This window comes from Paraburkholderia sp. BL9I2N2, assembly GCF_004339745.1.
GTDB lineage: Bacteria > Pseudomonadota > Gammaproteobacteria > Burkholderiales > Burkholderiaceae > Paraburkholderia.
This window is the reverse complement of record NZ_SMGP01000003.1, coordinates 606,092-620,607: the sequence shown is the minus strand read 5'-3', so window position 1 is coordinate 620,607 and position 14,516 is coordinate 606,092. Positions and strand designations below refer to the sequence as shown.

Here is a 14,516-nt window from a genome sequence, read left to right as displayed (position 1 = left end):
ACGAACTTCGCAGCACCGGCGGCCGCCTTTCGGGCAGAGCACCGCCGGCTGTTCGCGTTGCAGATATAGCTTGACGCGATCTGAATCCTACGCCGGCGCAGGCGCCATCGACGTCAGTGCCTTTTTTGCAGCCGCATAGCCATCGTCAAACAGACGCTGCCGGATCTCGATCGGCATATTGCGATCGAGAGTCGACGCGTACCGGTGCGACGTCTGATGGCCCGCCTTGACCAAATCTGAAATTTTTGCCAGCATTTGGTCGGCAGTCGGACTCGAGTGGTAAGCCTCGACACTGACCATCGAAAATTTGAGCCAGGAGGCAAGCTTCATGGTCGCGTGCCAGATCGACACCGGCGAGCACGACATCGTCATCGAGCAGCATCTCGACACCTTCATAAACGGTGGCGGCATCGCTGCTATCAAGCGACATCGGCAGATACCACACGCCCCGTAACGTAAATACAGTGCCGTCCAACTCCGCGGTCACGGCGTGGCCGTTTCCTCGAGTGAATCCGACTGTCACAGGCATCGGTCCGCCGCATATGCCCGACATCGACGGCCGGCGGGGTCACCGCATGTACCAGAACGCCAAGACGCCCAGACACGACCAAGCGGGAAGGGTTGCCCCCGGCGAGATGAGCCTGCACCTTGTCCGAACCACGCTCTTTTCCTGATATAGTTGCCGCTGGCTGTCGTCGCCCGCCGCACGGGCCCTCCGGGGCATGACGAAGACGATGCATCAACGCACCCATCCCATTCAATCGTCGTTGTTTTCGATGGGCGGTCCGCAACGCGTGCACCGGATGTACCGCCCAGGAGAAAGCAATGGACACTCAGCAGTTGAAGCTGCTGGCCGGGCTCGTCCGCGGCCTTTTGCAGCCCTCGCACCCTTCCTTGGCTTGGGCAATGGCTCCATCTGATCGCAGCGCTCCCCGGGCTTCGTAACTGGCCCGAAGTGATGGCGTTTCCGGATCGCGTCGCCGCGACCGAGCTGGACACCACGTCGACCAGCCGCCTGGCGTTCCGCCTGAAAAAGCGCTTCGCGGTCGACATGTCACCGCGGGAACTGCTCGCAACCCTGTCACCGCCCGGAGCGGTCGCCAGCCGCAGCGCACCGCACGTCTGGCCGGCGGGCCCCGTTCCCGGCGTCTACCTCACCACCTCCCAGGACGCCCTCGACGCTCTGCTGGAAGTCTATGAAGACGCCACCGACGGCGCGGTCGTCTACGCCGTGCGCGCTGGCAATCAGTGGGCCGGCAGCATCGACCTGGGCGAGTACGGCCTCTGGTCGTCCGGCCTGGACCGCGTGCCCAGCGGCACGCTGCTCATCGTCGGGCCACTAGAGCTCGACCAGCAATCGTGGGACGACGCGGGCGAGCGTCTCGAATGGCATGTAATCATGCCCTGAACTCCGGGCATCGCATCGCCGTTCTCCTCGACACCCCCACGCCTGAATCCGCCCAGGCGGATGTCCGCTTGCTTGTGACGTCGCGCCCGGACCACACGGATCACGACACGACGTTAACAGGCGTGGTAACGGACGATGGGGAGCTGGAACCGCGCACGCCGTTCGCGCAACCGTGGCCCCACGTTGAGCTGGTGCCCACCGTGGCCACCCCGGACGTGTTCCCAGCCTCGATCAAGGGTCGGCTGAGCGAGGCCCTGGCCGGCAAGACGAACGGCCTGCTGCTGTTCGGGTCGGGGAGCATCGACGAGCATCCAGCAATGCACCTGGTGGCAGCATCGCTCGCGCTGACCGAGCGCGCAGGCCCAGCGGCTCGTGTTATGCCTCGCCACCGCTCCACCCCGTCGAAGGACTGGGACGTGCCGGAATCGATTCGCGCGCTGCCATACCTCCCGTCGATCGAAAGCGCCTACGCCCGCGGGTACCGCCGGATCATCTACACGCCGAGCTATACACGTTCCGGCCAACTGCTTGCCGTCAGCAACGACGCGCTGCTCATCAGCGGCTCCTACGGCAGTGATCTTGCGCAGGTGTTCATGGCCTCGTCCCGCTACGGTGGATCGAAGGACGAGGAAAGCCTGCTGAAGCGCATCATCGCCGTCGCCGCGACCGTCGACATCCCGACGAGCGACGGCACCGCGTCGGTCGCCGACCTGTACATCGCAAACGGCCAAGACGTCGGAACGCTGAAGCGCTTCAAAGAGGTTGACGAGTTCATGGCTGCCCATCGCGTCGTCCGTTGGGAAGACGAGCTGAGCAGCCTGCTCGAAGCCGGGTCGGTCACGGACGAAGCCGTCAAGAAAGCGTTCCCGCGCAGCCATGGGATCGCAACCTTCCTCGACGAGTACACGAAGAAACCCGGCATGGCTGCTTAAGCCATCAGGAGATCCGACGTCAGGTGGCGTTCGACCTCCTGGCCGATAACAAAGCGGTTTGGGGTGTTATGGATTTTGCCTGATTTTTGCACGAGCGGCTGGCGTTCATTCGTCAGCTCTCACACGCTCGAGTTTCGTGAACAGCATTTCTGTTGCGAGGAAAATCCTACGCCACGTCGACGCACCGTACGTCAAGCGGGGCCGCCTTATCTACAACGAGGAAGAGCCCTTCGTCCCGCCGTACAGCGAAGGTGGGGAGCACCCTTTTCAAAGAGAGTGGCAGGAGGCCCATGATTCCATCGACGTGCCGGGTCACACGTGCCCTTGCCTTGTGGCCTCATCGTTGCGAAAGGCCGGGTGCGGCCACAAAGCGACTATCGCGACGAGCCGCCGAATGGCCGCTCACGGAGGCCATGCGGCCCATGGGGCCTGTCGTTCGCCAGTGTCGCGCCAGTTTTCTGCAAAGCACATCTCGGCATTGCTGCAAGGCGTCGGTTTGGCTCGTTCCTTGCATAACGAGCGCGAGTGCATTGCACGAATCCTCGCGCCGGACAGACGGGGCGTTTCGGGCTGACGAGGCGCAACGAACGATTGCCGCGCGCGCCATGGTTTAGGGACTAACGCTTGAGTAGCCATAAGGAGCAGCGATTTAAGCGCAAGCAAATACAAAGTGCATCGCAGATGCAATTTTTACTTGAGCCGGGGCTATCCGCCCCGACGACTTAAAGCCGCCGACCGGGCGTGGCTCCAATAACAAAATTGACCAATGATCATGAAATCGCCGCAAATCGGTCCGTTCCCTGGACTTGCAGCATATCTTGAGGGAAAACGCGGACTTATCACACGCCGTTGGCTGCGTGCGGTGCGATCCGATCCGGCGATCGAACCAGCCGGCAGGCTAACGACGGGTCAGCTGGTTGATCATCTGCCGTCGCTTTATGAGGAAATCTGTTCGGTTTTGCGGACCGAGCAGATGACGCTCGCCCGGTTGTACAGCGACGCCAGAAAACACGGTCGTGACCGCTGGATGCGCGGCTACCAGCTCGATGAGCTATTTCGGGAGTTGGACCAGTTCCAGCGCTGCGTACAGCGGGCAACGCGCGAATTCTTCGCGAACACGCCGGCATTGCGTAGTGCCCAAGCCGCGGCACATCAACTGATCGAGGATTTGTTCAGTGCGACCATCCTCACTGCGATCAGGCAAATGATCGACGAACAGGATAGGCGGATCTCAGCGACCATCGAAGAGCGCGATCGTGCTCTGGCCGCGCAGCAAAAGAGCGAGGAACGCCTTCGAATGGCAGCATCTGCGGCGGGCCTCGGTATTTTCGAGTGGAATGTTCCAACGCGGGTGGGCATTTGGGAAAACAAAAGGATGTATGAAATCACGGGGCAGCCTGAATCTCGGGGACCCCTGTCATGCAAGGCGTTCGTGCGCGAACTTTGTCATCCGGATGACGCGCAGGCGCTAATCATGCATTACACGGAGACCATGCAACACGGGGGCGACTTCCATTCGGTTTTTCGAATCCTGCGTATCTATGACCGTGCGCCACGCGTAGTCGAGATGCATGGCCGCTTCCGCTCGGAGCCGGATGGTTCGATCCGCTCTTTCATTGGTACTTTGACCGATATCACGCGACGCACGGTCGCGGAAGAGTCGCTTCGCGAGACGAATCGTCGCAAAGACGCGTTTCTGGCAACGTTAGCCCACGAACTTCGAAACCCCCTGGCGCCCATCCGTAACGCGGCGCAGATTCTTAGGCAAGTCCGTACGGACATGCCGCCCGAAGTCGAATGGGCGCGCGTGACCGTCGAGCGACAGTGCGCACACTTGACCCGACTGATAGATGATCTGATGGATGTGTCACGCATCAGTTGTGGAAAGATCCGTCTGCAACGAGAAGTGTTCGATTTCAGAGCGGCGGTACAAGGCGCAGTTGAAATCAACTTGCCGATCGCCAACGAGCACCGCGACCGTATCAACGTCAATATTCCCGGTGAGCCTGTACTGGTGAACGGCGACCGAACGAGGCTGACCCAGGTCGTTTCCAATCTGCTGGACAACGCAATCAAATACTCGGACGAGGACACCGAGATAACGATCGACGCCACAGTTCACGATGACCAGGTGCAAATCGTCGTAAGCGATAAAGGCATCGGCATCCCGGCATCGCAACTTGACCGTATGTTCGAGGCGTACGTCCAGCTTGCCTCACCGGATGGCCGGTGGCGATCGGGCCTCGGTATCGGGCTGTCTGTCGTACAGAACCTCGTTGATATGCATGGCGGCAGCGTCGCCGCCGCAAGCGATGGCTTGGGAAGTGGATCGCGGTTCACGGTCACGCTGCCGATCGCGCGGGCGCCTGCCATTGGAACTACTGACCCAACCGAGCCGGCGGGCCAACAGACAAGGCGGCTACGCGTTCTTGTTGTCGATGACAACCGTGATGCAGCTGAATCGCTGGCGATGATCCTGCACGACCATGAAGTCCAATGTGCTTTCGATGGAGAGGCTGCGCTTACTGTCGCACAAGAATTTCATGCCGATGTCGTCATCCTCGACATTGGCTTACCCGGCATCAGCGGATACGAACTGGCGCGGCGGCTAAGGGCACTGCCCAGAACCGCAAACGCGGTTCTGATTGCGCTCAGTGGATTCGGTGCACCTGAGGACCTTGCGCGGTCACGCGAAGCCGGGTGTGAACAGCATTTTGTAAAGCCGGTTAACCCCGAAACGTTGATCGATTTCTTGCGTGATAGTGCGGCAAGGCGGGACCTTTGAAAGGCGAGGTTTACCTTTCAATGGGCGACTGCTTTATGCATTGTTCCGGGCACAACCGCCAGTGCAGTGCCTGCAGCCGAGGCGGTTAAAGTGAAGAGTGAATGACTAATGACGCCGCCTAAGCAGACGTCGAACCGGCGGCGCCGTACGGCCGAGAAGGGTCGGGTACGATCATCCGGCAGAGACGCGACCCGCTGCGGTAATGACACCTACCTCAGAGGCCGTAGAAGCCATCCTCGTCGCGCTGATTGGGCTTGCCCTCTATCGCGCCGGTGCCGCCGCTACCGGTGAATGCGTATCCTCTAGATAAAAAAGCGCCGCCCCTTTTTGGGTGCGACGCTGTTCGACAGAAGTTAGACCAGTTCGAGAATCATCCGAGTCAGGTCAGTGTTTGTAACGGGAACTGCCACGATGGCTGGTCTATTCTCTGCAGCTACAGACCACCTCACCTGTTGGCTGCGCGGCCCGCACAGACGATAGATCGGCATACCTCGCGGATCACCCGGAACGTCACCGAACCGGAAGCTGAACCGCTCGGGGGCCCCACCTTCCAGGTCGCTATTTCAGGTCAGCTGGGTCGGCATTCTTGCGAGCCGCGGGAACTACTATGTTGCCGGATTTTCCGAACTGCGCGGGTCTCTGACATCTCAACGTTGAATCAACTCCTTGAATACGACGCCGGTTGGCAAACGGCTCGATCGACTTGGGCGAGCGGGAATGCCGAAGCCGGCGTGAGGGGACCTTCGCGGCTGTCACGCGCCGTTGTCGGCGGCTACCTCCGTGCTGCCAAATGGAGCGTAGCTGGTTGTCCAGTTACGACATTTAGAGCGGTCGACCTAGCGATATCAAAATCTTGTAATGCGATTGAAGTCTTACTAAGATGAATTCGTAAACACTCCCGACGTAGCCGGACGAGGAGGCAATCATGACGCTGACCCGTATGGAAATGGACCGGAAGCTCGATGAGCATTTCGGCTTCGAGAAACACGACGATGTCGATGGCGTCCTCGCGACGCTCGCCCCTGACGTGGAGCACGATGTGGTCGGCTGGCCGCCCGGGCCGGCGCGCGGTCGCGCAGGCGCGCGGCCGTTCTACGAGGCGCTTTTCGCGGACCTGTCCGAGAGCCGGGTTGAGTGCTTGCGGCGCCTTTACGGTGATGGGTTCGTCGTTGATGAATCGTTCTGGCGCGGCAAGGCCCCGGGCAGACCGTTCGGCCTCGAAGGCCGAGGGCGTGCGCTCGAATTCCGGCTGCTGCATGTCGTGGAATTCGCCGAAAGTGGCGACATCAGGCGAGAAAACGTCTGGGTCGATCTGGCGGCAATCATTCAGCAGTTACCGCAGACCTGACATGGCAGATATCCAAACCACGCGGCGCCAGAACCAAAAGCGCCGCACTCGAAAGGATTTGCTGCAGGCTGCGTCGCGCCTCATGAAGCAGGGCTGCAAACCGGGTCTGGAGCAGATCGCCGAGGAAGCAATGGTGTCGCGGGCCACGGCGTATCGCCATTTTCCGAGCATGGACGCGCTGCTTCTGGAGGCGTCGCTAGAGGTGGCCATGCCGGACGCCGACGAATTCTTTCGCAAGCACGCATCGGCCGATCCGGTCGAGCGTCTCACGCGCATCGACGCGGCGCTGCACGACATGATCCTCGCCAATGAAGGGCCGCTTCGCATGATGCTCGCGCATTCGCTGGAGCGCGCGGCGAAGGGCGAGAACGACATCGAGGTGCCGCTGCGCCAGAATCGTCGCACGCCGATGATCGAAGCGGCGCTCGAGCCGGCGCGCAAACAGTTCAAGCCCGCCGCGCTCGAAACACTTACGCAGGCACTCGCGCTTGTTATCGGCACCGAAGCGATGGTCGTCTTCAAGGACGTCCTGCAGCTCGACGACGCGCGTGCTCGCAAGGTGAGGCGCTGGGCGATCCGCGCGCTGGTCGATGCGGCAAGGCGGCCGGAAGCAAGAGAGTGATCGGTTTCTTTGTCGGATATGGGCGGTTCAACACGCCGTGCAATCTAGCGCGACATCGAGTTGAACCATGCCGCTTTGCGAAACTGAGATACTACAATTGCAGTACCCAGTCGCTATCTAGCGTGGCGATGTGATCACTAGCCACAGGCCGCCAATGATGCATCGCCACGCGAATCATGCTTGGACGAGAGGTGCAGACGGAACGGCGACGGCCCTGGCGCGCGTAACGCCTGACATCTTCGACGAGGACGATCCGGAGCACCTGCGCGTTTTCTATGACCGCATAAAGGAGTGTCTTGATTCGACGCCGGGCGGCATGTTTCGCGTGGTCTGGGGCTTCAGCATAATCATGAGCAACGACATGGTCGACCCGGATCTCGACTACCTCGCTTTTCATCCGCGAATTGTCCAGGCGCTGGCGCGGCCGCCCGCCGGCGCGATGACCTGTCCCGCCGAGATTACGCCGGAGCTGCTCACGTCTCGAATCTGCGCGGCACGCAGCATCCGCTTGCCGGGTCGATAGCGTCGAAATGGTGTGGAGATCAACCGGCTTATACCGTCGCAGTCCGAGTGCACTCGATTGAATCGATGTACGTGTGCGCTCGATTTTCGCCGTATTTAAACGCATGCTGCTCCGAAAGGAATTCGAATTGCTCTGGAAAACTTACAACCGTCTGCATCGGATGCTGCGACGACGAAACCTCCCACGACACGCGGTATCGCCGCGCACCGCCCCCGATTTGACGCTTCGCTACTGGAGTGACGTGGACTTCGATCCGGTATCCGCGATAGGGCGCATAGGCTTGGCTCGACATGGCTTCCTCCGACGATGGCGTGCTCGCAAATACGCGCATCGCGTGTGCCTGTCGACCGCACGCCAGGGGAAGTTCTTACGGAAAAATCAGCCAAACGGCGAATGGGAACTATGAGTGATATCCAACTGCAGGCAGAGGCGGCGCGTTCTCTCCTGGCAACAGACCATGGGGGCATGCGCGTGGGCTCCTACGCGCTGGTGCCGTCGATGAACATCCGGCCGGCCTGGAAGCCCGATTGAAAGCTTCGTTCATAGTGCGCGCCTCGCCGACACTGCCAACCTTGTGCATCTGGTCTCCGCGCGTGCCGACGTACACATGAAACGGTCAGCTGTCAGAGCGAATCTCGTATGCCGTAACCACGTGAACCAGCCGGTTCTTGTGGTCGTACTCCATAACCTGACGATAGCCCGTCTCGATTCGGCGCATGGCTGTCTCCTGTCGGATGCAGAGGAATCCTAGCATGACTCAAATTCAGACCGCCACGCTCGACGCAGGAGCGGATATGCAACCGTCTGATGAACAGATCGTAGAGGCCGGCTATATGCACACTGTCGAAACCGATGAGCCGCTTTTCACGTTCGACCGCAAAAGAATTGATCGCAATGGTTCGCGAACTGCTATCTGCAAGCAAGCCTGCAGTGCTGCAGGACAATGAGCAAGACCCAGACGTCGAGCTGTGCCGTCACTGCGGCGAGCCGACAGGCAGGCCGGGTTTCTGCGTCTGCAATGGCGCCAAGTACGAGCGCAAGCGTCGCACCGCATCCCCTGCCGCGCCAGCGCAATCGGGGGAGCCGGTGGCGACCGTGCGCGACAATCCAGGACGACATTGGCACAGTCATCGAGGCGACGCGCCCGCTAGAAGTCGGAACGCAACTCTATCTTGCCCGCAGCCAGCACAGACGGAGTGGGCGCTGACGGACGAGCAGATTCGACGCGCGGCCGATGCATCCGGATTGGGTTCGTGATCTTCGCGATCAGTGCGATGGCGCTGGGCGTCCCCTGCCTGTTCAAGCAATGGGGAAGAGTGGGCGTCCGGCGAAAATTGCGGCGGACCGCTGACGCAGACCGCGCGGGTGGCGGACTATTGGGACGGCGAGTGGGAATTCAGCACCATGACGCCGGGTTGCGCTGAAGGGATGCACTGCGATGATGAACCAGTGCCCTATCGCTGCGGCAAGAAAGCGGCCGGCCGCCATCTCGACGGCCGCACGCATGACCAATTCCCGCGAGGTGTTGCATGAGTAAATTACTCAACAGCGTCGCCGGCGGGCAGCCGATCGGCCTTCACGTTCGCGTCAAGCTCTGCTTCGAGGCGGGCAGCATCGGCAGACTTCAAGGGACGGTCGCGCATCTCTGTGTAGCCGTCGCCGTCGATGGTATAGGACCAACTCCATCTGCCTCGCACATCTTGACCGGCGTTGATGCTGACGACGTGTCCGTTGCGGATGTGTTCCCAGTGCGGCACGGATCTCTCCCAGATGGTTTTCGAGGAATCCTAGCATGAGCACAGTCATCACCCCTTGTGGCGTATATCGCTATTGGCTGACGCGCCCAGCCGAATCAATGTCGCCCGAAAAATCGAATGCGCTGTTCGTCATGCTCAATCCGAGCACTGCCGACGCGCGGCTCGACGATCCGACCATTCGCCGATGCCGCGGCTTCGCGAAGCTGTGTAATTGCAATGGTCTGGCAGTCGCCAACCTGTACGCGCTGCGCTCGGCAGACCCGGCCGCTCTTTGGTCCCATCCGGATCCGGTCGGGCCCGATAACGACGACTACCTGTGGAATTTCGCTCGCGAGTGCGGCGACGTAATTTGCGCATGGGGCTCGAATGCCAGGCCAGAGCACGCCGCGCGCGTCGGCAGCATCATGCTCGACGCCGGCGCGCGCCTTTGGTGTCTCGACACGACGAAGGACGGCTCGCCGCGTCATCCACTATATATGCGCAACGATCAGCCGCTAATCGCATGGAGCCCCGCAGCTGTCACGGCATCCGCAGAGAACGGGGACAACTCACGAACGGCAACAATCGCTCGCTCTGTGGTGCTATCGGGGTCGCCCCAGCACTGAGGCAAGTACCGCCTTCCTCCAGGCATGGTCGGGAGGCTTGCGCTCAGGAACTTGCGGAACAGGAGCACTCGACTCGCATGTCCACCAAAGGCCCGCCGGTAATCCATTGGATGTGTTTTGCCTCATCCAGCAACCGCATGAGGTGCATCGGTAAAGGACGTAGCGTGTTATCGGCGATTTTGGCGTACCGAAAACACCCGACCCAGAGCAGTGGAGTTTTTCGTGTGGGGGGACCGTTGAGGCTCTTCCGATCAACGTCTCGCAAGCAAGGCACCGTTCCATTTCGCCCTCCCTCTCCGACACAATCGACCTATGCAAATAAGAATAGGTCATATATGGATGAGGTCGAAGCAGAACCGAAGGCAAAACTTGCCTGATCGAAACGGAAGCAGCAGCACAACGAATGATTGAAATCACGCGCAAACACTGGGTGTGAATTGAGCGACTACCTATCAGCGCACGAACTGGCCGACCTGGTCGGCTGCAAACCGGATCAGCGCGCCGCGATGACGCACTGGCTCACCGATAACCACTGGCGATTCGTCGTCGACAAGAATGGCTTGCCGAAGATGGCTCGCGAGTACCGCGACCGGAAGCTCGGACTTACAACTGAAACCAAGTCAACGAAATACGATGCCGGCCCGAACCTCCAGACCTTCGCGTGAGAAGCACGTCGCCACGAACGAGTCGACGGGCATTGATCGCCTCTACAAGCGGTATGGCGTGCGCAAAATCTCCTTCTGGTACAGGTACCCGGACGCGGCCGCAGCGAGACGCTGACGTCCGCGAAGCTCGGCGACCGGGCAGAGATCACAGCAGCCGAGCGCAGCGCGAAACGCAAGGCGCTCGACATTCAGGTAGGCCAGATCCTCTCGGTTCGCTCGCCGACATGATCGACCGCTTCAAAACGGATGTTGCACCGACGCACTTTCGCGACCAGTCGAAAGAAGGGCTGGCAGTACGCGCAGGCGCATGCGACCGCCTGACGAAGTTTTTCGGGGATGATGCAGAACCAGGCTGAAAAGGATGTCCGGACTGTCGTCCGATGAAGTAAAAATAAAAGCGTTTTCGAAGTAAGAGTAGTAGCAGCGTTGATCTCGGCCGTATTCGTGCATTGCTTTGGGTGCGACTGCTCTGCAAACCGTTCATCGTTCCGGCGTATGTCTCAGCGGTTCCGCGATCAGCGCCGAAGGAAGCACGCTAAAACCTCATTTTTCCGGCTTGGCCCGCAACCGCAGCCGCGCTGCCTCGATTGACTGGTGAAGTTTGGCCTGCAAGGTCTCGCGGGAAGGCAGCACGGTCAGGTATTCAGCGACGTGGATGCCGCTCCTGTCCAGCTCGAGCAGTTCGATCTGCTCCTGTTTCTTGCCGGCGCACAAGATAATCCCAAGTGGCGGCAGTTCGTCAGGTTCCTGTTCGTGTTTCGCCAGCCAGCGTAGATACAGTTCCATCTGGCTCTTGTATTCAGCCTTGAATGAGCCAAGCTTCAGTTCGATTGCCACGAGCCGCTTGAGCTTGCGGTTGTAGAAAAGCAGATCGATGTAGAAATCATCGTTATCAATCTGCAGCCGCTTCTGGCGGGCCACGAATGTGAAGCCAGCGCCGAGTTCAAGCAGGAATTGCTGCATCTCGCGCAGGATGGCGTCTTCGAGATCCTTTTCGAGGTAGTGATCGTTCAGGCCGAGGAAGTCCAGCACATACGGGTCTTTCAACAGCACGTCCGGCTGTACGCGCCGCTCCTGCCGTAGCTGCGCCAGATCATGCCGGATCGCGTCTGCGGATTTCCGCGAAATCGCACTGCGCTCGAAGAGCATCGAATCCATGCGCTCCTGCAATTGCCGGGACGACCAGCGTTCCAGCCGACAGAGCTCAAGGTAGAACTCGCGCTTTAGCGGGTCGTCGACATAGATGAGCGTCTTGATGTGCGTCCAGCTCAATTCTCTCCGCACTGCGGAGAGAATTGCCGAAAACGGCACGGACCGCTGGTGGCTTGAAGTGATGGGCAAAGGTGGCAAGGAGCGGCTGGTGCCCGCCACCACGGAAATGATGACGGAACTGGGCGCCTACCGGCGGGCACGCGGACTGCCCGCCCTGCCCTCGCCGGGCGAGGACACGCCGCTCGTGCTGCCGGTTGGCCAGTCGCGCAAACCGCTCACGCGCGCAGCGTTGCACCAGATCGTGAAGGACGTCTTTAACGGTGCGGCGCAATCCCTGCGCGCACGTGGTGAAGACCATGCGCCGCGCGCGGACCGCCTCAAGCAGGCGTCGGCACACTGGCTGCGCCACAGCGCCGGGTCCCACATGGCGGACCGGCAGGTCGATCTGCGACTCGTGCGCGATAACCTCGGCCATGCGTCACTGACGACGACCAGCCAGTATCTTCACGTCGACGACGATCGCCGGCACCGCGAGACCGACGAGAAACACCGTATTGACTGGTGATGACGGGTAACCGATGGCAGCCATAACTCACCACCACCTACCGGCTGATCTGGACAGCGTTGGTGGTGAACCTGAACTGGTTCACCCGGACGCAGGCGGACTTTTCTTCCGGCGACCGCAATGATGCGACGCCTCCCATCTGCAAACGCCTTGAGCATCCGGACCTGGTAGCGTCAGGCGGCAACCAGAATGGCACCTCGGGCGCTTTCCGCGTAATCGCACAGGCGACCTCGCCGCGATGCCCGGTCAGGCGAAATGAAATTTCATGTCGGTCTGCCGCAGTGTAGATTGCGCCTGCGTATGCTGGAGGCAAGGTTTGCGGTTGAGGGAGACGCAGACGTGCCAGACGGTTAGTTGCATGTTTGTATCGACACGGACTTCCAGAGTGAGCCTTTATGGGAGACGACATTCACAACCATGCGAAAGCGCGCTCGCCTGATACTGCGTGCCGCTGTCGAAGACGGCGCTCATCCACCCTATCGGGTGCCAGGTGAGGCGCCATTTAGATTTGCGTTCGCGTTGGGTGATCGGCGGTACTCGACCCTGACGAGACATTCGACCTTCAGAGTTGTAGCCGGCGGCTCACAGACCCGGATCGGTCATCGGGGGCGGTTTGCGCAGCTTGGCACAGTCGTCGACATTGCCGTGGTGCATCTCTTTGAGAGGGGGCATTTGTCCGACAACGGCTCTTCGCATTGGCGGCGATATGAGTTAAGAGTCCCCGAATTTTGACTACACTTGATAACACTATTGAGAAGCCGGTCTGCCGCACCTCAGTTCCCCCAACTCCTTCTCGTGCATACGCGTTGCCAGGTGAGGCAGCCCACCAGTCCGCCGCACTGTTCGTGCGGCATGCTCAATACCTTTTTAATCAAAAGGCAGGAGACGATCATGCAAGCGGTTTTAAGAACATATTCCGGAAAGGGTGCCAAAGAGTTATTTGACGTGTTGGAGAAGCGAGCGGCAGAAGTCGAAGAGCTACTGCGTAGCGTCAAAGGATTTGTAGGCTATACGCTGACCCGCAGCGACGATGGCGGATTTTCAGTGACTGTATGCAACGACAAAGCGGGAGTCGACGAGAGCGTTCAAAAGGCAAAGGACTGGATCGCAAAGAACGCGGCAGATACAGGTGCGGCCGCGCCGAAAGTATCGGAGGGCTCGGTCATCGTTCACGTCAAATAGCTCTTGCTTCGCGGCGGACACATGCGGACCTTCGTTCCATGTTGCGAGGTCCCGCCTCGCAGTCCGCCTTATCCTTGGGCTCCGTGGCGAGCGTCGGTCCCACTGCGCAACTCATAGCGGAAGAACGACTATTTCTCGAACAGGGTACCTGTGCGTGGGTCGAGAGTCGCCAGTCAGTCGCGCCCGAGGGCGCTTCCCTTGCCTTGACGCGGCAAAGCCCATGTGGCGAGGTCAGCGGCGGTATTCGCCCCCCCCCCCGAACGAACCTTCGGCGTGCTCGATACCGAATGACCGGAGTCAGGGGCGTTATCGCCCTTGGCGAAACCCCCACCTACTTGCTGGGTAAATGCCTGGGCGCGTGACCGGTGATCTTCACTTTCATGGATTCGTCGAGGGACGAGACAGACCAAGCCAAGGCAGTGATCGCTCGAATTCACGAGGGGGGTACTCTTAGGCATCCGGATTCGCAACTTTACGCTTTCTCTTCGCCGCTGCTCGCCGACAGTAAGTACAGGTGGGAGAATTTTAATGAGCAAGAAATCGTCGCAGGTCCTCGACGGTGGCGGTATCGGGCGAGCGCCCGAGAAACCGGGAGAACTCGCGCACGATGCGCAAATAGTTGGCCTGCGTCTTGGGGCAAAGCTGGCGCATGCGCATGTCGTCGATCATGCGCTGACGCAGCGGGCTGATGCCCTGGCTGGGGGTGGGTCATGACTCTGCTCCCGTTGAGTGACGAGGCGGATTGCCTCGTCACTCAACATGAAAACAGAGTCGGTTTCTTCTCCATTACCCCTACCGCCGCCCGGAGCCCCCTACCGCGCGAGCGGTTTCGTTCTTCGACCCGTTTCGGTCTCTCACGACGAGTTTTCGTCCGTCGGGTCTCGGCTCGATTTGAGACGGTCGCCAGCGATG

13 protein-coding genes and 4 pseudogenes are annotated in these 14,516 nt (G+C 60.2%); 13 read left to right on the top strand and 4 right to left on the bottom strand.

The window, feature by feature from the left end:
• Window positions 1-87 precede the first annotated feature (87 nt).
• Window positions 88-330, bottom strand: coding sequence for a hypothetical protein (locus B0G74_RS46275; protein WP_207915749.1), 243 nt, complete (start codon window positions 328-330; stop codon window positions 88-90).
• On the opposite strand from B0G74_RS46275, the gene B0G74_RS47545 reads away from it, so the two are divergent.
• The 9 genes and pseudogenes from B0G74_RS47545 to B0G74_RS47005 all read left to right on the top strand — a co-directional run.
• Window positions 329-454 (top strand): hypothetical protein, encoded by a 126-nt coding sequence (locus B0G74_RS47545; RefSeq protein ID WP_279388631.1) that lies wholly within the window; start codon window positions 329-331, stop codon window positions 452-454. The genes B0G74_RS46275 and B0G74_RS47545 overlap by 2 nt on opposite strands.
• A gap of 504 nt (window positions 455-958) precedes the next feature.
• Window positions 959-1,408 carry a hypothetical protein gene (locus B0G74_RS47015; protein ID WP_243658437.1) on the top strand — a complete coding sequence of 150 codons (450 nt, stop codon included), beginning with the start codon at window positions 959-961 and terminating at the stop codon, window positions 1,406-1,408.
• Window positions 1,387-2,340, top strand: coding sequence for a hypothetical protein (locus tag B0G74_RS47010; RefSeq protein WP_243658436.1), 954 nt, complete (start codon window positions 1,387-1,389; stop codon window positions 2,338-2,340). Before B0G74_RS47015 ends, B0G74_RS47010 begins: the two co-directional genes overlap by 22 nt.
• A gap of 772 nt (window positions 2,341-3,112) precedes the next feature.
• Window positions 3,113-5,125, top strand: a complete 2,013-nt coding sequence (locus tag B0G74_RS33565) for an ATP-binding protein (RefSeq protein WP_132380420.1) — start codon at window positions 3,113-3,115, stop codon at window positions 5,123-5,125.
• A 925-nt stretch (window positions 5,126-6,050) separates the two neighbouring features.
• A complete protein-coding gene (locus B0G74_RS33560; RefSeq protein WP_132380418.1) occupies window positions 6,051-6,473 on the top strand; it encodes an ester cyclase in 423 nt (140 codons plus the stop codon).
• Window position 6,474: 1 nt separating this feature from the next.
• Entirely contained in the window at window positions 6,475-7,095 is a 621-nt protein-coding gene (locus B0G74_RS33555; protein ID WP_132380416.1) for a TetR/AcrR family transcriptional regulator, read from the top strand.
• 154 nt (window positions 7,096-7,249) lie between these two features.
• Window positions 7,250-7,618, top strand: a complete 369-nt coding sequence (locus B0G74_RS33550; protein ID WP_132380414.1) for a hypothetical protein — start codon at window positions 7,250-7,252, stop codon at window positions 7,616-7,618.
• Window positions 7,619-8,370: 752 nt separating this feature from the next.
• Window positions 8,371-8,565 (top strand): hypothetical protein, encoded by a 195-nt coding sequence (locus B0G74_RS33540; protein WP_132380410.1) that lies wholly within the window; start codon window positions 8,371-8,373, stop codon window positions 8,563-8,565.
• 278 nt (window positions 8,566-8,843) lie between these two features.
• A pseudogene (locus B0G74_RS47005) lies at window positions 8,844-8,931 on the top strand (DUF5131 family protein); the annotation flags it as partial.
• Between the two features lie 225 nt (window positions 8,932-9,156).
• Here B0G74_RS47005 and B0G74_RS33530 read toward each other — a convergent pair.
• On the bottom strand, window positions 9,157-9,375 hold the full coding sequence (locus B0G74_RS33530; protein WP_132380408.1) for a hypothetical protein: 219 nt from the start codon (window positions 9,373-9,375) through the stop codon (window positions 9,157-9,159).
• 35 nt (window positions 9,376-9,410) lie between these two features.
• Here B0G74_RS33530 and B0G74_RS33525 point away from each other — a divergent pair, with 35 nt between their 5' ends.
• Window positions 9,411-9,980 carry a DUF1643 domain-containing protein gene (locus B0G74_RS33525; RefSeq protein ID WP_132380406.1) on the top strand — a complete coding sequence of 190 codons (570 nt, stop codon included), beginning with the start codon at window positions 9,411-9,413 and terminating at the stop codon, window positions 9,978-9,980.
• Window positions 9,981-10,417: 437 nt separating this feature from the next.
• Window positions 10,418-10,645, top strand: a complete 228-nt coding sequence (locus B0G74_RS33520; protein ID WP_165923974.1) for a DUF4224 domain-containing protein — start codon at window positions 10,418-10,420, stop codon at window positions 10,643-10,645.
• 543 nt (window positions 10,646-11,188) lie between these two features.
• On the opposite strand, the pseudogene B0G74_RS33515 reads toward B0G74_RS33520, so the two are convergent.
• Window positions 11,189-11,941, bottom strand: a pseudogene (locus tag B0G74_RS33515) (PDDEXK nuclease domain-containing protein); the annotation flags it as partial.
• Between the two features lie 7 nt (window positions 11,942-11,948).
• Between B0G74_RS33515 and B0G74_RS33510 the strand changes: the two are divergent.
• Together B0G74_RS33510 and B0G74_RS33500 are read left to right on the top strand one after the other, a co-directional pair.
• Window positions 11,949-12,422 (top strand): annotated as a pseudogene (locus B0G74_RS33510) (tyrosine-type recombinase/integrase); the annotation flags it as partial.
• Between the two features lie 891 nt (window positions 12,423-13,313).
• Entirely contained in the window at window positions 13,314-13,604 is a 291-nt protein-coding gene (locus B0G74_RS33500; protein ID WP_132380400.1) for a hypothetical protein, read from the top strand.
• 537 nt (window positions 13,605-14,141) lie between these two features.
• On the opposite strand, the pseudogene B0G74_RS33495 reads toward B0G74_RS33500, so the two are convergent.
• A pseudogene (locus tag B0G74_RS33495) lies at window positions 14,142-14,273 on the bottom strand (phage integrase N-terminal SAM-like domain-containing protein); the annotation flags it as partial.
• Between the last annotated feature and the right edge of the window lie 243 nt (window positions 14,274-14,516).